This is a genomic window from bacterium, from assembly GCA_019637795.1.
Classification (GTDB): Bacteria; Desulfobacterota; Binatia; order HRBIN30; family CADEER01; genus JAHBUY01.
In genome coordinates, this window is record JAHBUY010000003.1 from 887,711 (window position 1) to 908,715 (window position 21,005).

A 21,005-nucleotide genomic window follows, 5' to 3' on the forward strand; every position below is an offset into this window, starting at 1 on the left:
CTCCCTGCCGGCGCGCCGGGTCACCGCCCGCGCTGCAGGCCGCCGCCGGTGCGCCACATCCAGCACGAATCGGGCTGGCCGCCGGTCTGGCGGGCGGCGCTCTCGTCGGCGAACAGCGTCCAGATGTCGAGCGCGGCGAAGCACTGGATGAGCCCGGGCGCGAGCTGCAGCAGCGCGTCGCGCAGCGGCGCATCGCGCGCCGGATCGGGGAACAGGGCCAGGATGCGGGCGGTGATGCCGGCGCGCAGCGAGGCGCCACGCAGCGGCGCCCCGTCGGCGGTGCGGTCGACCCACTCGGCGTCGCGGAAGTCGACCGGCGTGCGGACGCGCTCGCGCAGCTCGAGGCTGGTGAGCGCCAGGGTCTGCATGGTGAGGGTGGCGCGGGCGACGATCTCGCGCTGCGCCGCGTAGCGGTCCATCGGCATCGCCAGCGCCGGCGCCGGCGCGAAGTGCAGGTCGTTGAGCTGCAGCGTGAACACCAGCTCGCCCATCTCCGGCTCGTAGCCGTCGACGGTGATGTCGCGGCGGAAGAGACGCTCGCCGGGGCGGCGCGGCGGCGAGCCGGCGTGCAGGCGCGCGTCCTCCGCCAGGCCCCAGCGCGCGCTCGGCCCGAGCAGGTGCGCCAGGGTGAGGATGTGCGAGCAGCCGCGCGTGCCGCCGATGGCGGCGCTCAGCCCGGGCGACCAGCCGGCGTCGAGCCCGAGGCCGGCGAGGCCGACGACACGGCCGATCTGGTCGCGGCAGCTCTCGCCGCCGGTCGCCGGCGAGGCCTCGAAGGCGACGGTGGGCATCTCGGCGTCGATCGCCGTCACCCGCGCCGCGGCGCGATCGAGCCGGCCGGCGAGGCGCATGTGGTGGATGATGCCTGGGCCCTGCAGGTCGCCGCCGACCGGCGCGAAGCCGCGCTTGCGCAGATCGAGCACGTAGGCGGCGAACGCCACCTCGGCATCCGCCGCCGCCAGGGTCACGGACAGGGCGCGGGTGTGCAGCGGATTGCCGGCGGCGGAGAGGGGCATGCGTCGTTCTGTCTCGCGGCGCCCGGCGGCGCAAGGCGTCCCGCGGCCGACCGCAGCGGCCCGGAGATGTCGCCTGGCCAAGCGGTCCCGCGATGCGGGCACTGGCGCCGCAGCGCGGCGGCGCCGGTCCTCGTCATCGACGAGCCGGATGCGCCTCGGCACAGCGCGATGATCGCCGACGTCGACGCGTTGCGCGGGCGCCATCACGCGTCAGGGGGCATCGACCGTTGGCGGCTGCCGAGGTACGCGGCGAGGGAGCGGCGGGCCGCCGCCATGCCGGCGCGCAGCGCCTCGCTGTGGAAGGCCCACAGCGAATCCGGGTCGATGCCCTTGTCGTTGTCGCCGTAGCGCGGAATCGACAGGCCGCCGGCGCCGGTCGAGAGCTGGTGGCCGCCGCCGGTGTAGAGCGTGACGACGCGGCTCGCCTCGGCGCGCAGCGGGTACTGCCAGAGAACGACCCCGTCGCGGTCGCGCAGCGCGAGATCGATCGCCATCTCGACCGTGTCGCGGCCGTTGGGCAGGCCGGTGAGCCAGAGCAGGAGGCCCGGCGCGCCGAGCAGGTACGCGGTCGTGGACGAGACGAAGCGGGTGGAGACAATGGTGCCGCCGAGCACCAGGTCGGCGTCGGGCGGCGGCGAGGCGGCGAGCTCGACGCCGTCGAACAACCGCGCCGCCGCCAGGTCGGCGGCGACGGCGCGCGCCAGGGCGTCCTCGAAGAGGTCCTCGCGCTGCGGCAGCGCGCCGCGGATCAGCCGCTCGGCGGCGCGCGATTCGTCGAGGCGCTCGTAGTCCACGGTCACCGACGGCACCAGCGGCAGCAGCAACCGGAGCGCGCTGTCGCGCGGCGCCGGGTAGACACGCGGCGGGCGGCCGTCGGCGAACGGCACCACCACCAGGCGGGTGGCGAACGGGTGCGCCGCCGGCGCGCCGAGCGGCGTATAGACGACGCGCTGCGTGGTCGTCGTGGCGCAGGCGGCGAGCAGCGCGGCCGCGACGCCGGCGGACAGGCGCCGCGCCACGGCGGGGGCCCGAGCGGTCCGTTGAAAAGCAGGCGGCGTAGCGAGGGCGGGGGATCGTGCGCCAGATCGAGGCGCCGAACCGGAGGCAAACCGGTCGGTATTGTCGAGGATTCGGCAACGAAGAGCTGGCGCACAACACCCGCCCGCGGTGGCCGACCTGCTTCTCAACGGGCTGCTATTCCGCGAAGAGGCCGTTCATTCGCTCCAGGGTGTCGAGGCACTCCTCGACCATGCCGCGGACGACGTCGCGGGCGGACATGGCGACGTTCATCTGGCCGACGACCTGGCCGACGAAGTAGGTGACCAGCGGACGCGCCGGGGAGTCGGCCTTGTGAGCGACGCGGTGGATGCGGCGCTGCGAGTCGGCGACCAGGATGCTCTGCAGCGGCATCGGCAGCGGCTGCGGGGCGCCCGGCTCCTCCCAGGCGTCGGTCCAGGCGCTGCGCAGCATGCGCGCCGGCTTGCCGGTCAGCGAGCGCGAACGCCGCGTGTCCGCCGACGAGGCGGCGAGGAACTTCTCGCGGATGGTCGGCGAGGTCTCGGACTCGTGCGTGGTCAGCCAGACCGAACCGCACCACACCCCCTCGGCGCCGAGCGCCAGCGCCGCCGCCATCTGCCGACCGCTGGCGATGCCGCCGGCGGCGAGCACCGGCGTCGGCGCCACCGCGTCGACGACCTGGGGGACGAGCACCATGGTGGCGATCTCGCCGGTGTGGCCGCCGCCCTCGGTGCCCTGGGCGATGATCAGATCGACGCCGGCCGCTTTGTGGGCCACGGCATGGTCGATGCGGCCGGCGAGCGCCGCGACCGGGATGCCGGCGGCATGCGCGCGTTCGACCAGCCAGTCCGGCGGCGTGCCGAGCGCCGAGGCGATGAGCGCCACCCGATGCGCGAAGGAGACCTCGATCAGCGGCTCCATGCTCCTGGGATCGACCCGCAGCCCGCCCATGCCGCGCGCGTCGCGATCGCTGTCGCTCGGCGGCAGCGGCGGCACGTCGTAGCGGCGCAGCACCTCCTCGATCCACTCGCGATGCGCGTCCGGCACCATCGCGCGCAGGCTGCCGCGGTCGAGCCCGCCGCTCTCGGCGCCGACGAATTTGCGCGGGATCAGCAGGTCGACGCCGAACGGCCGCCCCTTGGTCTGCTCGGCGATCCACGTGAGGTCGACGTCGAGCTGCTCCGGCGTGTGCGCCACGGCCCCGAGCACGCCGAGGCCGCCGGCATTGCTGACCGCGGCGACGACGTCGCGGCAGTGGGTGAAGGCGAGGATCGGGAAGTCGATCCCGAGCATCCGGGTGACGCGGGTGTGCACGGCGGGGTCCGATGTCGGCGACTACGACCGCGATCGCCGCCGGCGCGGCCGGCGGGTCTTGGCCCGCGGCGCCTCGTCCAGGGTCATCGGGTCTGGTCGCGTGGAGGAAGCCGAGCCGCGGGTCATGGATGACCCATACCATTGCGGACGGAGACTGCGCCACGCGAGAGCCCCGGCCGATGCGGCCTCACGCCCCGCCCCGGATTTCGCTTTTCCGGACTCCAGTCCGCTGCTAACCGGTGACCTTCGACCAGGGGAGGGAGCGATGACGAAACGCGTTTTCCGGAACGTCCGCGGCGCGGGGAGCGAGTCGGCGAAGGCGATGCCGGTCGACCGGTTCATGCGATCGCTGGAGCGCCTGCAGGCCGAGGTGGCGACGGAGAAGAACCAGGTCTGGCATCGGGTCGCCGACGGCACGCTGTCGGTCCCGCTGCTCGAGCGCCTGTGCAAGGAATATTACTTCCTCGGCAAATGGTACACGTGCGAGTTCGGCTCGATCGTCTCCAACGCGCCCGACGTCGATGCCCTCGACCTCCGGTCGAGCGAGCACTTCCAGCACTGGCTGCAGAACCTCGCCGACGAGACCGGCTACACCGGCGACGCGAACCACGTCGACATGAAGGTCTCGTGGGCGCGCGCCCTCGGCATCAGCGACGAAGAGCTGATCAGCTACCGGCCGATGCCGGAGACCGTCGGCTCCGTGTTCACGACGCTCTACTACATGCGCCGCTCGTACGAGGAGGGCCTCGCCGCCTTCGGCTGGGCGGGCGAACGCTTCGCCGCCTCCACCAACTACGCGAAGCTGATGTACGAAGGCATGCGCGACTACTACGGCCTCGACGTCGAGAACTTCCGCGTCCACGCCTATGCCGAGGAGGACCACGGCAACGCCGCCGACTTCCTCCTCCGCCAGGTGGTGCAGACCGCCGGCCAGCAGCGCCGCGTGCGCCGCGCCATCGAGCACGTCCTGCTCTGCCGCAACGCCCGCACCGCCGCCCTCAACAAGTGGCTCGACGAGCCCGGCGCGCTGCGGCCGAAGCCGTCGAAGCGCGTCAAGGTATCGAAGCGCGCGGCCTAGATGCCTGTCACCGCAGAGACGCGGAGGCGCCGAGATCCCCGAGTCGCCATGGCCATGCCGAGCTCTCCGCGCCCCTGCGTCTCTGCGGTGAGGATCGGAGGTCTTCGATGAAGAACGGGATGCTCGTCGCGGACTGCGACATGCACATTTTCGAGCCGCCGGATCTGTGGCAGCGCTACATCGATCCGGCATACCGCCACGCGGCGCCGGTGGGCCTCACCGAGATGCGGCGCGACATGCGGGTGAAGGTGAAGTCGCACGTCATCCTGCGCATGGGCGCGGTGCGGCCGGTGAACCCCAACGCGGGCGGGGCGTGGAAGGCGGAGCACGACACGCCCTACGACGAGGCCGAGCGGCGCGGCTGGGATCCGACCTCGCAGGTGCAGGCGATGGACGCCGAGGGCATCGACGTCGCGGTGCTGTTCCCCACCCGCGGCCTGTTCGTGCTCGGTCTCGACACCCCGCAGCAGATGGGCGGCGACGGCCTCGAGCCCGACTTCGCCGCCGCCATCGCCCGCGCCTACAACGACTGGATGCGCGACTTCTGCGCCGAATATCCGACGCGCATGTTCGGCTGCGGCATGGTGGCGCCCCACGACGTCGGCCAGGCGGTCGCCGAGGTCCGCCGCTGCGTGCAGGAGCTCGGCTTCAAGGCCGTGTTCCTGTCGCCCGGCACGGTGAACCGCAAGCCGTGGCATCACCGCGATTACGATCCCCTGTGGGCCGAGTGCGCGAAGCAGAACGTGCCGATCTGCTTCCACGGCGGCGGGCAGAACTTCCTCAAGCCGGACTTCTCGCTCGAGGTGCTGGACAAGCTGATGATGTGGCACACGTTCAGCCAGCCGCTCGGCATCATGGCGACGCTGGTCAGCCTCACCGCCGGCGGCGTCTTCGAGCGCTTCCCCACCCTGCGCGCCGGCCTGCTGGAGGGCAACTGCTCCTGGGCGCCCTGGCTGCTCTACCGCCTCGACGAGCACTATGAATGGCTGGGCGCCTTTGAGGCGCCGGACCTGACGATGAAGCCGTCCGCGTACTTCCGACGCAACTGCTTCCTCGCCGTCGAGGCCGACGAGGATACGGTGAGCCAGTACGTCGGCACCTTCGGCGACGACAACCTCGTCTACTCCACCGATTACCCGCACGCCGACTCGAAGTTCCCGCGCGCCGTCGAAGCCTTCACCAAGCTGCCGCTGTCGGCGGCATCGCAGAAGAAGATCCTGTGGGACAACTTCGCTCGGCTGTACGACATCACGGTGCTGGCTCCCGAGGCGCGCAGCGGCGCCCCGGCGACGGGGTGACGGCGGCGCCCCTGCGAGGGCCGTCGCGATGCCGGCGGCCCCGGCGACCGTGGCGCGAACGCAAGGCATCGCAGGCACGCGGCCTCGCGGCGCGGACGCGGCACAGGCGAGTCGCGCGACACATCGGCGGCGCGCGCATTGCTTGTTGACCCGCTCCGGGAGGGAACGGAATGGCAGCACGGGGGATGGGCGGCCTCGCGGCCAGTCTGGCGGTGCTCGCCGTGTGCGCGGCCGGCGACAGTCGCGCTCTGGCGGAGGGTCCGGCCTACCTGGTCAAGGACGTCACCGATGGCTCGGAGGCCGGGGTGTCTTCCGATCCGTCGGGCTTCGCCGACCTCGGCGGCGTCGTGCTGTTCACGGCCGAAGACCCCGAGCACGGCGTCGGACTGTGGCGGACGGACGGGCAGCCGGACGGCACCGCGCTGGTGGCCGACCTGGGGCACATGGCCGGCCGGCGCAGCGACGTCCGCGCCGCGCACCGCGGCGTGCTGTACTTCGTCGGCCCGGGCGGTCTCTGGCGCAGCGACGGCAGCGCCGCCGGCACCAGTCGGCTGACCGACATCGCCGCCATCGACCTGCTCGCCGGGCCCGATGCCCTGTATGCCTTCGGCAGCGACGACGCGCTGTGGCGGATCGCCTACGACGACGGCGTTTCCATCCGGCTCGCCGCGTTTCCCGACAGCCAGATCACCCCGTCGATGACGCTGGTCGGCGACCGGCTCTTCTTCGCCGTATCGTCAGCGGCGACCGAGGAGCTGTGGACCAGCGATGGCACCGCGGCCGGCACCCGCCCGCTGCGCGCCGTCCAGCTCACCAACCGCGAGGGCGGGAACAACCAGGCGCAGTTGTTCGCCGCCGGCGCTCAGCTCTTCTTCGTCGCCCGCGACGACGCCGGCTGGGAGCTGTGGCGCAGCGACGGCACCGAGGCGGGGACCCGGCGGGTGCGCGACATCGCTCCCGGCGCCAGCAGCGGCCTCCACTTCAACGACTACAGCGAGATGCCGCAGCCCTTCTTCGCCGCCGTCGGTGACACCCTGCTGTTCATGGCCAACGACGGCCTCAGCGGCCTCGAGCTGTGGCGCAGCGACGGCAGCGAGGCCGGCACGCAGCGGGTCGCCGACCTCGGCGCCGGCGCGCTCGGGGCCGACGGGACCAGCGGCGGCGACGACGACTCCGACGTCGCGCAGCGCACCATCGCCATGCTCCCCGCCGGCCGCCGGCTGTTCTTCACGGCGCGCCCGTCGGGCGTCGCGCTGGAGCTCTGGGAGAGCGACGGCACGGCGGCGGGCACCCGCCGGGTGGCGCGGCTGACCGACGACTGGGGCGAGTTGCAGAGCGCCGCGGCCGGCGACCGGCTCTACCTGAGCGTGCAGTCGACCCAGGGCGGCGCGCGGCTGTGGACCAGCGACGGCACCCCGTCCGGCACCACCATGGTGGCGGCGCCGTACGACTACGCCTCCGCGATGACGCCCGCCGGCGACGGCATCGTCTTCGCCGCCGCGGACGCGGTCGCCGGCACCGAGCCGTGGGCCAGCGACGGCACCGCCGCCGGCACCCGACGGCTGGTCGACATCGCCGTCGGTCGCCCGGGCCTCGACCCGAACCAGCTCACCGACGTCGCCGGCACGCTGCTGTTCGTGGCGAGCGACCCCGCGCACGGGGTGGAGCTGTGGCGCAGCGACGGCACCGCCGCCGGCACGACGCTGGTCGCCGACATCGCGCCTGGTGCGCGGTCGTCGTCCCCGCAGGAGCTGGCGGCGTCGGGCGCCACGCTCTACTTCAGCGCCGACGATGGCGTGCACGGCCGCGAGCTGTGGCGCAGCGACGGCACGGCGGCGGGCACCCACCTGGTGAAAGACATCGCCCCGCAGTCCGGCGATCCGTGGCTGTTCGTCCCCGACGGCCGCGGCGGCGTCTTCTTCTTCGCCTCGCAGCCTGAGACCGGCTACGAGCCGTGGCACAGCGACGGCACGACCGCCGGCACCCGCCTGGTGCGCGACATCCGCCCCGGCCCGGAGGGATCGCTGCCCTACACCCCAGCGCCGGCGCTTCTCGGCCCGACGCTGCTGTTCAACGCCGACGACGGCGAGCACGGGGCCGAGCTGTGGCGCAGCGACGGCACCGCGGCGGGAACGACGCTGGTGGCCGACCTCCTCCCCGGCGAGGCGGGGGCCGATCCCGAGTGGTTCACCCCGTTGAACGACGCGATGGTCTTCTTCGCCGTCAATCCGTCGCGCGACCGCAGCCTGTGGCGCAGCGACGGCACCAGCGCCGGGACGGTGCGCCTCGCCGACGTGGGAACACTCGTGGGCCGAGCGGCGGTGGCCGAGGGACGGATGTTGTTTGCGACCGAGACGTACGTTGGACGCCACAATCGCGTCCACCTCTGGGAGAGCGACGGCACCGCGACCGGCACCTTCCCCGTACCCGTCCCGCGCCTCGATCGCGCCACCACTGCCGCGGCCGGGAACGGCCTGTTCGCGATCCTCGACACCTACTTCCCGAAGCTCTACCGGCTCGACTGCGGCGTGCTGATGGAATCGCCCAATCCGCTCTTCGATCTCGTCGGTCTCGGGGATCGCGTCCTGTTCACCTCGGCTCCCGACGTCGGCTACGGCACGCGCCTGTGGACCAGCGACGGCAGCGCCGCCGGCACCGTGCCCCTGCAGGATCTGCTGACGGTGCCGGAGGGCCTCCGCTACCGCCGGACGCCGGCGCCGGAGCTCACGCGCGCCGGCGATCGGGTGTTCTTCGTCGGCGACTTCGGCACCAGCGGGCGCGAGCTGTGGGCGCTGCCGCTGGCGGCGCTGCCGGTGGTCGATGCGCCGACCTGCCCGGCGCTGCCAACGCCGACGCCGCGTCGCACGGCGGCGCCGTTCGAGTGCCCCGGCGGCGACGAGGAATGCACGGTGCTGGCGCTCGACGCGGTCGCCGCCGAGGCGGGCGGCACCACGACCATCACGGCACTCCTGCGGGCGACCGACGCGCCGATCGCCGGCATCCAGAACGACCTCGCGTTCCCGGACGGCATCACGGTCCCCGCCCGCGACGACGGCGCGCCGGATTGCGCGGTCGATCCGGGCATCGACAAGGAGGCGACCAGCTTCGCCTTCCAGCCACCCGGCTGCGCACCCGGCGCGACCTGCACCGGCCTGCGCGCGATCGTCATCTCCTTCGGCAACGCCGATCCGATCCCCGACGGCGCCGCCCTGTACACCTGCGCCCTGCACGTCGCGGCCGGCGCCGAACCGGGAACCCATCGCCTCGCCCTCTCCAACCTCGGCGCCTCCGATCCCGACGGGCTCGCGGTGCCGCTGAGCGGCATCGACGGCACCATCGTGGTCCGCGAGGGATCGGGCAGCCGACCGTCCACCGGCGACGCGTCCGGCAGCGGCGGGTGTCAGGCCGCGCGCGGCGCCGCGCCGGCGTCGGCGCTGTCGCTGCTGCCGCTGGCTCTTCTCTGGTTGCGCCGCCGGCACGGGTAGGGTCGCGGCCGGGGTCATCCCGCTTTTCCGGACCGCGGTCCGCTGCTAACCGGTCGGCCTGGGAGGACGCCCGGGTATGCAGATCGTAGACGCAGACGGACACGTCGCCGAGGGATCGACGCTGGCGCTGGAAGCGATGAAGCGCTGGCCGCAGCACATCGCGCTGCGCACCGACGGCCGCCCCAGCCTGATGATCGAGGGCCGGCACTATCCCGAGGACTCGGGGCCGGGCGCCGGCTGTCCGCCGGAGCACGGGCTCAGCGTGGTCGAGGGGATCAACTGGTCGAGCGCCGCCGGGGTGCTGGGCGACGCCGATCGCGACCACATCGACACCATGGTGCTCTATCCGAGCTTCGGCCTCTGCGCCCCGAGCATCGAGGATCCCGAGTTCGCCGCCGGCTTCGCGCGCCTCTACAACCAGTGGATCGCCGACTACTGCAAGGACACCAAGGGCCGCCTGCGCGGCGTGGCGGTGACGCCGCTGGAGCACGGCGCGGTGGCGATCGACATCATGCGCGAGGCGCGCGCGCTCGGGCTGGTGGCGACGATGATCCCGCCGGCGCTGAAGACGCGCAACCTCGACCACCTCGACCTCGATCCGTTCTACGCCGCCGCCGCCGAGCTCGACATGCCGCTCGGCGTCCACGGCGCGCCCGGCATCCACCTGCCGAAGATCGGCGTCGACCGCTTCACCAACTACATCCAGGTGCACTGCATCAGCTTCCCCTTCGACCAGATGACGGCGATGACCGCGCTGGTCTCGGGCGGCGTCTTCGACCGCCACCCGACGCTGCGCGTCGCCTTCCTCGAGGCCGGCGTCGGCTGGGTGCCGTTCTTCCTCGACCGCCTGCACGAGCACTACGAGAAGCGCGGCGACTGGATCCCCAACGGCTGGCGCCGCGATCCGCTCGAGTACCTGAAGGCGGGCAACATCTACGTGAGCTGCGAGCCCGAGGAGCCGATCCTGCCCGGCGTCATCGACGTCCTCGGCGACGACTTCATCATGTTCGCGAGCGACTACCCGCACTGGGACGGCGACTGGCCGGAGAGCACCAAGCACCTGCGCAGCCGCGGCGACATCAGCGACGCGTCGCGGCGCAAGATCGGCGGCGACAACGCGCAGCGGTTCTATGGGTTGGGATGAGAAGAAGCCTCGATGCAACGACGTCATGTTCCCCTCCTCGGCGCGGCGGTAGAGAGGTCCTGATGGCGCAACCCGCCAACATCCTCCGCCAGAAGCGCTTCACCGCGCGCGATCTCTGGCGGATGCCGGACGACGGCAACCGCTACGAGATCATCGACGGGGAGGTGTTCGTGACCCCCGCTCCCTACGTCAGCCATCAGGAGGTGCTGGCGAACCTGAACGACGTCCTCCGCCACCATGTGCGCAGGCATCGGCTCGGTCTCCTGCTCTTCGCCCCAGTTGGCGTCGTGCTCGAGCCGCTGAGCGGGGTCGAGCCAGATCTGATCTTCGTCGCACATGCGCGGCGCGCGATCGTGCAGAGCAAGGGCATCTTCGGTCCGCCCGACCTGGCAGCCGAGATCCTGTCGCCGTCGACGGCGGCGCGGGACCGCGGCCGCAAGAAGGCGCTCTACGCCCGCACCGGCGTCGCCCACTACTGGATGGTCGACCCGCGCGCGGGGACGCTCGTCGCGCTGCGCTTGCAAGGGGACGCCTACGCCGTCGAGGCCGAGGTGGGTCCGCGCGGCACCTTCAAGCCGTCGTTGTTCCCCGGCCTCGCCATCCGCATGCGCGACCTGCTGCGACGCACGACCGACTGACCGGCGGGCGCGACCTGCGGCCACGAGGGCCGCGGCTACGGCTCGAGCACCACCTTGATGGCGCCGGCCTTGCGGTCGCGGGCGATGGCGAAGGCCTCGGGCGCCGCGTCGAGCGGCAGGCGATGGGTGATGACGGCGCCGGGGATCTCCGGGTTGTCAGCGAGCAGCGCCGCCGCCGCCTCGATGTCGCGGCCGGCGGCGTGCCGCCCGTACATGCTCGACGGCTGGATGCGCAGCTCCTTCATCATCAGCGGCAGGCCCGGCAGCCCGAGCGGCGCCCAGTAGACCGAGAGCAGCACCAGGGTCGCGCCCGGCCGGGCAACCTCGGTGATGCGCTGCAGCGCGCTGTCGCTGCCGGCGCACTCGACGACGACGTCGTACTCGCCGTCGATCGGCGTCGCGCCGAGGCGCTCGCCGGCCTCGCGCTGCCGATCGTAGCGCGCCTCCAGCGACACCTCGGCGCCGGCGAAGCGGGCGGCGGCGACGGCGCAGAGGCCGATCGAGCCGCCGCCGACCACGGCGACGCGCTGGCCGCCGCGCAGGCCGATCATGCGGAAGCCGTGCACCGCGACGGCCAGCGGCTCGACCAGGCTGGCGTCGCGGATCGCGACGCCGCTGGGCAGCGGCACCAGGCAGCGCCGCGGCACGATCAGCTCCTCCGCCATGCCGCCGTCGCGCATGATGCCGAAGATCATCTGCGGCGCCGAGCGGCAGAGGTTGTAGTCGCCGGCGCGGCAGAATTCACAGCTCTCGCAGGGCGCCAGCGGCTCGATCGCCACCGGCCGGCCGTCGGGCAGCTCGCCCGCCAGCTCGTGCCCCAGCGTCACCCCCATCGTCGCCCCGTGCTCGATCATGTGCAGATCGGAGCCGCAGATCCCGGCCGCCCTGATCTTCACCCGCACCCCGTCCCCGTTGGGCGGCGGCACATCGACCACGCAGACAGACCCGTTCTCCACTCGAACAGCGCGCATGGCGGGTGCAAATCAGAGCCGGCGAACCGCAGTCAAACCCAGACGATTTCACCGCAGAGACACAGAGAAGCGGCGGATGCGGATGCGAGTCCGGCGCCGCCGCGTCTCTGCGTCTCGGCGGTGAAATCTTCCGGGGTCGCCCCGCATCCCACGCCCATGTTCCACTTGCCCCCCCGCACCGGACCCACCTATCCTCGCCCACGCCGATGAGCGCCGAACGCGAACGCCTGAATCAGGACGGCGCCAACTGGAAGCGTTGGGGGCCGTACCTGTCGGAACGCGCCTGGGGCACGGTGCGCGAGGACTACAGCGCGGGCGGCACGGCCTGGGAATACTTCCCGCACGACCACGCGCGCTCGCGGGTCTACCGCTGGAACGAGGACGGCCTCGCCGGCTGGTGCGACGACGAGCAGCGGCTGTGCTTCGCCCTCGCCCTGTGGAACGGCCGCGACCCGATCCTCAAGGAACGCCTCTTCGGCCTCACCGGCAACCAGGGCAATCACGGCGAGGACGTCAAGGAGTACTACTACTATCTCGACGCCACCCCGACGCACTCGTGGATGCGCTGGCTCTACAAGTACCCGCACGCCGCCTACCCGTACGAGCAGTTGCTGGCGGAGAACGCGCGCCGCGGCAAGGAGGACTTCGAGTACGAGCTGCTCGACACCGGCATCTTCGCCGAGGACCGCTACTTCGACGTGTTCGTCGAGTACGCCAAGGCCGGACCCGACGATGTCTGCATCCGCATCACGGTCGAGAACCGCGGCCCCGAGCCGGCAACCATCCACCTGCTGCCGACCCTGTGGTTCCGCAACACCTGGGCCTGGGGCTACGACGACCGCCGTCCGACCCTGAGCGGGCTGCCGAAGACACGCCCCGGCGTCTGCGCCGTGCACGCCCGCCATCATTCGCTGGGCGACTACGTGCTCTATGCCGAAGCGGCAGATGGGCTGCTCTTCACCGAGAACGAGACCAACGCGGCGCGCCTGTTCGGCGGCGCCAACCCCACGCCGTACGTGAAGGACGCCTTCCACGAGCGCGTCGTGCACGGCCGCCAGGCGGGGGTGAATCCCGAACCGCACGGCACCAAGGCGGCGGCGTGGTACGAGCGCATGATCGCCGGCGGCGGCAGCGCCGTCATCCGCCTCCGCCTCTGCCGCAGCGAACACGACGGGCAGCCGCGGCGGACGCCGTTCGTGGATTTCGACGCCACCTGCGCGCAACGCCTGCGCGAGGCCGACGAGCTCTACGCCGAGCTGGAGCCGGAGGCGATGGACGCCGACCAGCGGCTGATCCACCGCCAGGCGCTCGCCGGCCTGTTGTGGACGAAGCAGTTCTACCACTACAACGTGCAGGAGTGGCTGGACGGCGATCCCGCCCAGCCGCCGCCGCCGCCGGAACGCAAGCACGGCCGCAACCACCAGTGGGCGCACCTCAACAACGCCGACATCATCTCGATGCCGGACAAGTGGGAGTACCCGTGGTACGCGGCCTGGGACCTCGCCTTCCACTGCATCCCGCTGGCCCTGCTCGACCCGGCGTTCGCCAAGGAGCAGCTCCTCCTGCTGGGCCGCGAGTGGTACCAACACCCGAACGGCCAGATCCCCGCCTACGAGTGGGCGTTCGGCGACGTGAACCCGCCCGTGTACGCCTGGGCCGCCTACCGCGTCTACAAGATCTGCGAGAAGCGCAGCGGCAGCGGCGACCTCGCGTTCCTCGAGCGGGTCTTCCACAAGCTGCTGCTGAACTTCACCTGGTGGGTGAACCGAAAGGACGCCGAGGGCAACAACGTCTTCGAGGGCGGCTTCCTCGGCCTCGACAACATCGGCAGCTTCGATCGCAACGCGCCGCTGCCCAACGGCGGCTACCTCGAACAGAGCGACGGCACGAGCTGGATGGGCGTCTTCTCGCTCAACCTGATGGCCATCGCGCTCGAGCTGGCGCAGCACAATCCGGTGTACGAGGACATCGCCACCAAGTTCTTCGAGCACTTCCTCTACATCGCCGGCGCCATGAACAACATGGGCTCGGACGGCATCTCGCTGTGGGACGACACGGACGAGTTCTTCTACGACATCCTCCACCACGCCGACGGCCGCCGCGAACGCCTGAAGGCGCGCTCGCTGGTCGGCCTGACCCCGCTCTTCGCGGTGGCGACGATCGAGCCGGAGATGCTCGCCAAGGTGCCGAATTTCACGCTGCGGCTCGAGTGGTTCCTCGAGCACCGGCCCGACCTCGCCAGCCTGGTGTCGCGCTGGCACGAGCCCGGCGTCGGCGAGCGCCGCCTCGTCGCCCTGGTGCGCGGCCACCGCATGAAGGCGCTGCTCAAGCGGATGCTCGACCCGGCCGAGTTCTACAGCGATCACGGCGTGCGCGCGGTCAGCAAGTACCACGAGCGCCATCCCTTCGTGCTCGCCGTCGACGGCGACGAGCACATCCTGCGCTACGAGCCGGCGGAATCGCGCAGCGGCCTGTTCGGCGGCAACTCCAACTGGCGCGGCCCGGTGTGGATGCCGATGAACTACCTGCTGGTCGAGGCGCTGCAGCAGTTCCACCACTACTACGGCGACGACTTCACGGTGGAGTGCCCCGTGGGCTCCGGCCGCCACCTGACGCTCGACGAGGTCGCCGACGATCTCTCGCAGCGCCTGATCTCGCTGTTCACCCGCGACGCCAACGGCCAGCGGCCGGTGTTCGGCGGCCAGCCGACCCTGCAGCACGATCCGCAGTGGCGCGACTACGTCCTCTTCTACGAGTACTTCCACGGCGACAACGGCGCCGGCCTCGGCGCCAGCCACCAGACCGGCTGGACGGCGCTGGTCGCCAAGCTGCTGCAACAGCAGGCCTTCAAGCAGCTCGCCCGCAAGGCGGCGTGAGCGGACGAGACGGTCGGGCGCGCGCCGGCGTCGCCCGGGCCCGACCATGCTGCGCGACGGCGACGGGACCCGATTGACACGGCGCCCGACAGCCGGCCTTCTGGGGGCCGTGCGATGCGCCCTCGCCATGCTCCTCGTCGGCACCGCGGCGCTGGCCACCGTGCCGGCGGCGCCGGCGCCGGTGCCGGCGACGGCGGCGCAGGTGCTGGACGCCGTGAAGGCGGCCGACGCCAGGGTCGTGGTGGTCAACGTCTGGGCCACCTGGTGCATCCCGTGCCGCGAGGAGATGCCCGACCTGCTGCGGCTGCGGCGCGCCTACCGGGACCGCGGCGTGGCGCTGCTGCTGGTGTCCGGCGACTTCGCCGCCGAGCGGGAACAGGCGGCGGCGTTCCTCGGCGAGCAGGGCGTCGACTTCCCCACCTACATCAAGACCGGCGACGACATGGCGTTCATCAACGCCCTCGATCCCCAGTGGTCGGGCGCGCTGCCGGCCACCTTCATCTTCGACGACCAGGGCCGCCTGCGGCACGCGCTGCTCGGCAAGTCGTCCTACGCACAGCTCGAGGCCAAGGTCCTCGACGTGCTCAACGCTGCGCCCGGAGGATGAGATGACCGTCCGCTCCCTGCTCGTCGTTGGACTGCTGTTCGCCGCCCCCGCGGCGGCGCTCGACCTCGGCGCCACCGCGCCCAAGGCCGACGTGAAGATGCGGAGCGTCGATGGCCCCGCCGTGAGCATCGCCGAGATCGCCGGCACGAAGGGCACGCTGGTGATCTTCACCTGCAACCACTGTCCCTGGGCGAAGGCCTGGGAGCAGCGCATCGCGACCCTCGGCAACACCTACGGCAAGCGCGGCATCGGGGTCATCGCCATCAACGCCAACGACCCCGCCGCCTACGCCGACGACAGCTACGACGGCATGGTGGCGCGCGCCAGGGCGCTGGGACTGCAGTTCCCGTACGTGGTCGACAGCGGCTCCACGGTCGCCCGCGCCTTCGCCGCCGAGCGCACGCCGGAGGCGTTCCTCTTCGACGCCCAGGGCCGGCTCGTCTACCACGGCACCATCGACGACAACGCCGAGCACGCCGACCAGGTGAAGGAGGCCTACCTGGCCAACGCCCTGGAGGCCGTGGCCAGCGGCCAGCCCGTGGCGGTGAAGGAAACCAAGGCCCTGGGCTGCACGATCAAGTACTACGGGAGCTGACCTGGGCCGCGCCCCCGCGCGGTCGCGCGCTGCCGGCGCATCAGACCGGCGCGCGAGCGGTCCCGAGGTGCGCGCGACGAGGCACCGGTGGCGATCGAGCGTGTCGCGCGGCCGCGCCGGAGCGCGGCCCTCCAGGTTGCTCCGCCAGTGTGGTATCTCGACGCGCGAGGAGAGCGTGGATGACGATGCAGATCGGACCGACGGCGTTCGTGATCTTCGGGGGTGGCGGGGACCTCACCTGGCGGAAGCTGATCCCGGCCCTCTACAACCTCTGGCTCGACCAGTGGCTGACCGAACCGTTCAGGATCTTCTGCATCGACGGCAAGCCGAACGATGCGGCGACGTTCATCCAGCATCTGCGCGACGGCATCGACGCCTTCTCGCGCCAGGGCAAGGCGGAGGATGCCGCCTGGCAGCGCTTCAGCGGCAACATCCAGTACGTCCAGGCCGACTTCAATGACCCCGCGCCGTACGCGGCGCTCGCCACCAAGCTCGATCAGCTCGACGAACAGTGGAAGGTGCGGGCGACGCGCCTCTTCTATCTCTCCACGCCACCGACGGTGGTGCAGATGATCGCCACCCACCTGCAGCAGTCGGGCCTGACCGAGGACAAGGTACGGGCGCGGGTCGTCTGCGAGAAGCCGTTCGGACACGACCTCGAGAGCGCGCAGGCGCTCAACGGCTTCCTGATGGGCCTCTTCGACGAGCGCCAGGTCTACCGCATCGACCACTACCTCGGGAAAGAGACCGTCCAGAACCTGCTCGCCTTCCGCTTCGCCAACGGCATCCAGGAGCCGCTGTGGAACCGCCGCTACATCGACTCGGTGCAGATCACGGTCGCCGAAGCGGTGGGCGTCGAGCACCGCGGCGGCTACTACGATCAGTCCGGCGCGCTGCGGGACATGATCCAGAACCATCTGCTGCAGCTCCTCTGCCTGGTGGCGATGGAGCCGCCGGTGTCGTTCGAGGCCGACGAGCTGCGCAACAAGAAGGTCGACGTGCTGCACGCCATCCGGCCGATCGACCGCGACGAGCTGTCGCGCCACGCCGTGCGCGGCCAGTACGGCCCCGGCACGATCGACGGCCAGCGCGTCGTCGGCTACCGCGAGGAGCCGGGCGTGAATCCGAAGTCCACCACCGAGACCTTCGTCGCCCTCAAGCTGCAGGTCGACAACTGGCGCTGGCAGGACGTGCCGTTCTACCTGCGCACCGGCAAGCACCTCCCCGGTCAGGCGTCGGAGATCTGCATCACCTTCCGGCCGGTGCCGCACATGGCCTTCCCGCCCGAGCAGGTGGCGGAGATCGAGCCCAACCGCCTCTACCTGCAGATCCAGCCGGAGCAGGCGATCGTCGAGTCGTTCCAGGCCAAGTATCCGGGGCCGACGATGCGCCTGACCACGGTCGAGACCCGCTTCTCCTATGCCTCGTTCAACGAGCCGACGCCGGAGGCGTACGAGACCCTGCTGCTCGACGTCATGCGCGGCGACGCGACGCTGTTCATGCGCGGCGACCAGGTCGAGGCGGCGTGGAAAGTCGTGATGCCGATCCTCGACTACTGGCAGCACCAGGGGCCGCAGATCGCGATGTACCCCGCCGGCACCTGGGGTCCGGAGGCGTCGAATCAGATGCTGGCGCGCGACGGACGGGTGTGGGTCGAACCCAAGTCGCTGCAGGGTTGATCCGCGCCGCGGCGACGCCGACGGGCGGAGGCGGGCGAATGCGATACGGCGTCGGCGACGCCAGCGCGGCCGGGCACGCGGCGGTGGTGCTCTCGGCGCGCGACGCCGACCTGCACGCGACCTTCGTGCCGTCGCTGGGGATGATCGGCTGCTCGCTGCGCCACCGCGGCGACGAGCTGCTCGGACAGCGCGGCGGCCTCGCCCGCTATGCGGCGAGCGGCTCGACGATGGGCATCCCGCTGCTCCATCCGTGGGCCAACCGCCTGGCCGGCACCGCCTACCGCATCGGTGACCGCGCGGTGGCGATCGATGCCGCCAACCCGCGCCTGCACCGCGACGGCAACGGCCTGCCGATGCACGGCCTGCTCGCCGCGCATCCGGGCTGGCGGATCGACGACCGCGGCGCCGGCGCCGGCGGCGCCCGGCTGGCCGCGACGCTCGACTTCGCCGCCGATCCGGAGCTGCTCGCCGCCTTTCCCTTCCCGCACACCCTGACCATCGCCGTCACCCTGCGCGAGCGGACGCTGGAGATCGCGACCACGCTGCGCCCCACCGGCGACGTCGCGGTGCCGATCGCCTTCGGCTTCCACCCCTACCTCACGTTGCCCGGCGCCGATCGCGCCACCTGGCTGCTGCAGGCGCCGGTTCGCCGCCGCGCCGTGCTCGACGCGCGCGGCATCCCGACCGGCGCCAGCGCGCCCGGCGCCATCGCCGACGGCCCGCTCGGCGCCCGCACGTTCGACGATCTCTTCCCCGCGCTCGACGCGCCGACGCGATTCGCCATCAGCGGCGGCAGCCGCCGCCTCACCGTCGCCTTCGACGCCGGTTATCCCTGCGCCCAGATCTTCGCCCCGCCCGGCGAACCGGTGATCTGCTTCGAGCCGATGACGGCGCCGACCAACGCGCTGCTGAGCGGCGACGGCTTGCGGCAGGTCGCCCCCGGCGACGTCTTCACCGCCGCCTTCGCCATCGAAGCGCAGGAGTGCGGCGCGGCGGCGCCCCACTCCTGACCTCGATACGACACAACACCCTCACCACGGAGGCATGGAGACACGGAGGGTGCAGCGTCGGAAGGGCGGGTGGGTGCGATCCCCCTGGCCATGCTGATGGCGTTGGGGATCTCGCCCCCGAACCCTCTCTTGTCCGGGTTCTCCGTGTCTCCGTGCCTCCGTGGTGAAGTGTCTTCGTCACATCAACGCTGACGCGGCGGCCAGTCGCTGTTCGACAGCGACGCCAGGGCCAGCACCAGCGCCTGCGTGCCGCTGCGGCCGTGACCCTGCGCCTGCAGCGCCACGTAGAGGCTCTCCGCCAGGGCCAGCCCGGGCAGCGCCAGCCGCATGCGCCGCGCCTCGGCGAGGGCGATGCCCATGTCCTTGACGAAGTGGTCGACGAAGAAACCGGGAGCGAAGTCGCCGGCCAGGACGCGCGGCACGTAGGTCGTCAGGCCGAACGAGCTGGCGGCGCCGCCCGACACCGAGGCCAGCACCGTCGCCAGATCGAGGCCCGCGCGGTGCGCGTACAGCAGGCCCTCGGCGATCGCCACCATGTTGCTGGCGATGAGGATCTGGTTGACCATCTTGGCGTGCTGGCCGCTCCCCGCCGGCCCCTGCCGCACGATGGTCGTGCCCAGGCACGCGAGCAGCGGCCGCACGCGCGCGAGCGCCGCCTCCTCGCCGCCGACCATGATCGACAGCCGCGCCTCGCGTGCCCCGACGTCGCCGCCGGACACCGGGGCGTCGAGGCTGGCGACGCCGCGCGCCCGCGCCGCCGCTTCGATCTCTCGCGCCAACGCCGGCTCGCTGGTGGTCATGTCGACCAGCACCGCCCCGGCGGCCGCGCCGGCGAGCGTCCCGTCCGCCCCGAGCACCACCTCGCGCACGTCGTCCGGGAAGCCGACCATGGTGAACACCACGTCCGACTGCGCGGCGACGGCGCGCGGCGAAGCCGCCCAGCGCGCCCCGCGCGCCAGCAGCGGCGCGGCGCGCTCGGCGGTGCGGGTGAACACGGTCACCGCATGGCCGCGCGCCACCAGATGCCCACACATCGCCGCGCCCATCACGCCCGTGCCGATCCACCCGATCCGCGGACCGCCGGTCTCCGCCGTCATCGCTCGCCTCCTCTTCGCCTCGTCGTGCGCCATGCGGCACGCGCCGTCCGGCCCCCGGCCGCCGCGCGGCTCACGGCCGGAGGCGGCGTTCGATCTCGCGCAGGTTCTCGGCCGGGCCCATCAACACCAGGCGGTCGCCGGCCTCGATGCGGGTGTCAGCGGTCGGATTGAACTGCATGGTGTCGTTGGGCTTCTTGATCGCGATCACGATCAGTCCGAGCTGCTCGCGCAATCCCGACTCCTGCACGGTCCGGTCGGCGCAGAAGGTCTGCGCGCCGACCGCCACCTCCTCGATCTGCAGCTCCAGATTCCGGTAATGGGTAGCGAGGTCGATGACGTCGAGCACCGCCGGACGGAGCAGCGCGTGCGCCATGCGGTGGCCGCTGATGGCGTAGGGCAGGACGACGCGGTTGGCGCCGGCGTGCAGCAGCTTGCGCTCGCTGCGCTCGTCCTCGGCGCGGGCGACGATGGTGAGCTGCGGGTTGAGCTCGCGCGCGGTGAGCACGACGTAGACGTTGGCGGCGTCGGTGGACAGCGCCGCCACCAGGCCTTGGGCGCGGGCGATGCCGGCGGCGCGCAGGATGTCGTCTTCGCTGGCGTCGCCGGCGAGCGACAGGTGCCCTTCGTCCTCGGCGTGGCGCAGCGCCTCGGCATCGCGGTCGATGACCACGAAGGGCGCCGGCTTCGCCGCCAGCTCGCGGCACACCGACCGCCCCATGCGGCCGAAGCCGCAGACGATGACATGGCCCGACATGCGGGCGATCTGTCGTTCCACTCTTCGCCTCCCGAAGCCGCGTCGCAGCTCTCCCTCGATCAGGTCGCGCGCCACCATCGAGGCGCTGTAGAAGACGATCCCGACGCCGCTGATGATCAGGGCGATCGTGAAGAGCTGCCCCGCCGTGCCGAGCGGCGCCACTTCGCGAAAGCCGACGGTGCTGATGGTCGTCACCGTCATGTACAGCGCCTCGATGAAGCCCAGCCCGGTGAGCGCCATGTAGCCGACCACGCCCACGGCGACCACCACCGAAAGGGCGATCGCGGCCCGGAGCAGGGAAGAGCGGGACATCACGCGCGGTGCTTTAGTGAACCACGCGGCGGCCTGCCAGCGGCCGCCACCCGCGCATCCCCCGTGCATCTCGCGTTGACCCTGCCACCGGCGCCGGCTAGCGTCCCCCCTGGA

At 71.9% G+C, this 21,005-nt stretch carries 16 protein-coding genes; 10 read left to right on the plus strand and 6 right to left on the minus strand.

The window, feature by feature from the left end:
* Nucleotides 1–20 precede the first annotated feature (20 nt).
* The 3 genes from KF840_13795 to KF840_13805 all read right to left on the minus strand — a co-directional run bounded on the left by KF840_13795 (nucleotide 21) and on the right by KF840_13805 (nucleotide 3,347).
* A complete protein-coding gene (locus KF840_13795; GenBank protein ID MBX3025975.1) occupies nucleotides 21–1,016 on the minus strand; it encodes a DUF2889 domain-containing protein in 996 nt (331 codons plus the stop codon).
* A 203-nt stretch (nucleotides 1,017–1,219) separates the two neighbouring features.
* A complete protein-coding gene (locus tag KF840_13800) occupies nucleotides 1,220–2,035 on the minus strand; it encodes a hypothetical protein (GenBank protein MBX3025976.1) in 816 nt (271 codons plus the stop codon).
* A gap of 175 nt (nucleotides 2,036–2,210) precedes the next feature.
* The gene (locus KF840_13805) at nucleotides 2,211–3,347 is read right to left on the minus strand and encodes a nitronate monooxygenase (protein MBX3025977.1); all 1,137 of its coding nucleotides are present in this window, start codon (nucleotides 3,345–3,347) and stop codon (nucleotides 2,211–2,213) included.
* 265 nt (nucleotides 3,348–3,612) lie between these two features.
* Here KF840_13805 and KF840_13810 point away from each other — a divergent pair, with 265 nt between their 5' ends.
* The 5 genes from KF840_13810 (at nucleotide 3,613) to KF840_13830 (ending at nucleotide 10,990) form a co-directional block, all read left to right on the plus strand.
* Entirely contained in the window at nucleotides 3,613–4,425 is an 813-nt protein-coding gene (locus tag KF840_13810) for an iron-containing redox enzyme family protein (protein MBX3025978.1), read from the plus strand.
* 107 nt (nucleotides 4,426–4,532) lie between these two features.
* A complete protein-coding gene (locus KF840_13815; protein MBX3025979.1) occupies nucleotides 4,533–5,723 on the plus strand; it encodes an amidohydrolase in 1,191 nt (396 codons plus the stop codon).
* 170 nt (nucleotides 5,724–5,893) lie between these two features.
* The gene (locus tag KF840_13820; GenBank protein MBX3025980.1) at nucleotides 5,894–9,208 is read left to right on the plus strand and encodes a hypothetical protein; all 3,315 of its coding nucleotides are present in this window, start codon (nucleotides 5,894–5,896) and stop codon (nucleotides 9,206–9,208) included.
* 76 nt (nucleotides 9,209–9,284) lie between these two features.
* Nucleotides 9,285–10,352: an amidohydrolase gene (locus tag KF840_13825; GenBank protein MBX3025981.1), complete on the plus strand. Its 1,068-nt coding sequence runs from the start codon at nucleotides 9,285–9,287 to the stop codon at nucleotides 10,350–10,352.
* Between the two features lie 62 nt (nucleotides 10,353–10,414).
* A complete protein-coding gene (locus KF840_13830; GenBank protein ID MBX3025982.1) occupies nucleotides 10,415–10,990 on the plus strand; it encodes a Uma2 family endonuclease in 576 nt (191 codons plus the stop codon).
* Nucleotides 10,991–11,025: 35 nt separating this feature from the next.
* Here the strand turns inward: KF840_13830 and KF840_13835 are convergent, their stop codons facing one another.
* Nucleotides 11,026–11,961: an alcohol dehydrogenase catalytic domain-containing protein gene (locus KF840_13835; GenBank protein ID MBX3025983.1), complete on the minus strand. Its 936-nt coding sequence runs from the start codon at nucleotides 11,959–11,961 to the stop codon at nucleotides 11,026–11,028.
* A 206-nt stretch (nucleotides 11,962–12,167) separates the two neighbouring features.
* Between KF840_13835 and KF840_13840 the strand changes: the two genes are divergently transcribed.
* From KF840_13840 to KF840_13860, 5 genes are all read left to right on the plus strand, one after another.
* Nucleotides 12,168–14,837 carry a glucosidase gene (locus tag KF840_13840; GenBank protein ID MBX3025984.1) on the plus strand — a complete coding sequence of 890 codons (2,670 nt, stop codon included), beginning with the start codon at nucleotides 12,168–12,170 and terminating at the stop codon, nucleotides 14,835–14,837.
* 127 nt (nucleotides 14,838–14,964) lie between these two features.
* On the plus strand, nucleotides 14,965–15,444 hold the full coding sequence (locus KF840_13845) for a TlpA family protein disulfide reductase (protein ID MBX3025985.1): 480 nt from the start codon (nucleotides 14,965–14,967) through the stop codon (nucleotides 15,442–15,444).
* Between the two features lies 1 nt (nucleotide 15,445).
* On the plus strand, nucleotides 15,446–16,039 hold the full coding sequence (locus KF840_13850) for a thioredoxin family protein (protein MBX3025986.1): 594 nt from the start codon (nucleotides 15,446–15,448) through the stop codon (nucleotides 16,037–16,039).
* A 185-nt stretch (nucleotides 16,040–16,224) separates the two neighbouring features.
* Nucleotides 16,225–17,718: a glucose-6-phosphate dehydrogenase gene (gene zwf / locus KF840_13855; GenBank protein MBX3025987.1), complete on the plus strand. Its 1,494-nt coding sequence runs from the start codon at nucleotides 16,225–16,227 to the stop codon at nucleotides 17,716–17,718.
* Between the two features lie 38 nt (nucleotides 17,719–17,756).
* Nucleotides 17,757–18,728, plus strand: coding sequence for an aldose 1-epimerase (locus KF840_13860; GenBank protein ID MBX3025988.1), 972 nt, complete (start codon nucleotides 17,757–17,759; stop codon nucleotides 18,726–18,728).
* Between the two features lie 182 nt (nucleotides 18,729–18,910).
* Here KF840_13860 and KF840_13865 read toward each other — a convergent pair whose 3' ends face one another.
* Nucleotides 18,911–19,825: an NAD(P)-dependent oxidoreductase gene (locus tag KF840_13865; GenBank protein MBX3025989.1), complete on the minus strand. Its 915-nt coding sequence runs from the start codon at nucleotides 19,823–19,825 to the stop codon at nucleotides 18,911–18,913.
* 70 nt (nucleotides 19,826–19,895) lie between these two features.
* Nucleotides 19,896–20,891 (minus strand): potassium channel protein, encoded by a 996-nt coding sequence (locus KF840_13870; protein MBX3025990.1) that lies wholly within the window; start codon nucleotides 20,889–20,891, stop codon nucleotides 19,896–19,898.
* Nucleotides 20,892–21,005 lie beyond the last annotated feature (114 nt).

Coding starts and splice junctions, on each gene's coding strand:
- KF840_13795 (MBX3025975.1), bottom strand. CDS start 1,016: ATGCCCCTCTCCGCCGCCGGCAATCCGCTGCACACCCGCGCCCTGTCC.
- KF840_13810 (MBX3025978.1), top strand. CDS start 3,613: ATGACGAAACGCGTTTTCCGGAACGTCCGCGGCGCGGGGAGCGAGTCG.
- KF840_13815 (MBX3025979.1), top strand. CDS start 4,533: ATGAAGAACGGGATGCTCGTCGCGGACTGCGACATGCACATTTTCGAG.
- KF840_13820 (MBX3025980.1), top strand. CDS start 5,894: ATGGCAGCACGGGGGATGGGCGGCCTCGCGGCCAGTCTGGCGGTGCTC.
- KF840_13825 (MBX3025981.1), top strand. CDS start 9,285: ATGCAGATCGTAGACGCAGACGGACACGTCGCCGAGGGATCGACGCTG.
- KF840_13830 (MBX3025982.1), top strand. CDS start 10,415: ATGGCGCAACCCGCCAACATCCTCCGCCAGAAGCGCTTCACCGCGCGC.
- KF840_13835 (MBX3025983.1), bottom strand. CDS start 11,961: ATGCGCGCTGTTCGAGTGGAGAACGGGTCTGTCTGCGTGGTCGATGTG.
- KF840_13840 (MBX3025984.1), top strand. CDS start 12,168: ATGAGCGCCGAACGCGAACGCCTGAATCAGGACGGCGCCAACTGGAAG.
- KF840_13845 (MBX3025985.1), top strand. CDS start 14,965: ATGCTCCTCGTCGGCACCGCGGCGCTGGCCACCGTGCCGGCGGCGCCG.
- KF840_13850 (MBX3025986.1), top strand. CDS start 15,446: ATGACCGTCCGCTCCCTGCTCGTCGTTGGACTGCTGTTCGCCGCCCCC.
- zwf (MBX3025987.1), top strand. CDS start 16,225: ATGCAGATCGGACCGACGGCGTTCGTGATCTTCGGGGGTGGCGGGGAC.
- KF840_13860 (MBX3025988.1), top strand. CDS start 17,757: ATGCGATACGGCGTCGGCGACGCCAGCGCGGCCGGGCACGCGGCGGTG.
- KF840_13865 (MBX3025989.1), bottom strand. CDS start 19,825: ATGACGGCGGAGACCGGCGGTCCGCGGATCGGGTGGATCGGCACGGGC.
- KF840_13870 (MBX3025990.1), bottom strand. CDS start 20,891: ATGTCCCGCTCTTCCCTGCTCCGGGCCGCGATCGCCCTTTCGGTGGTG.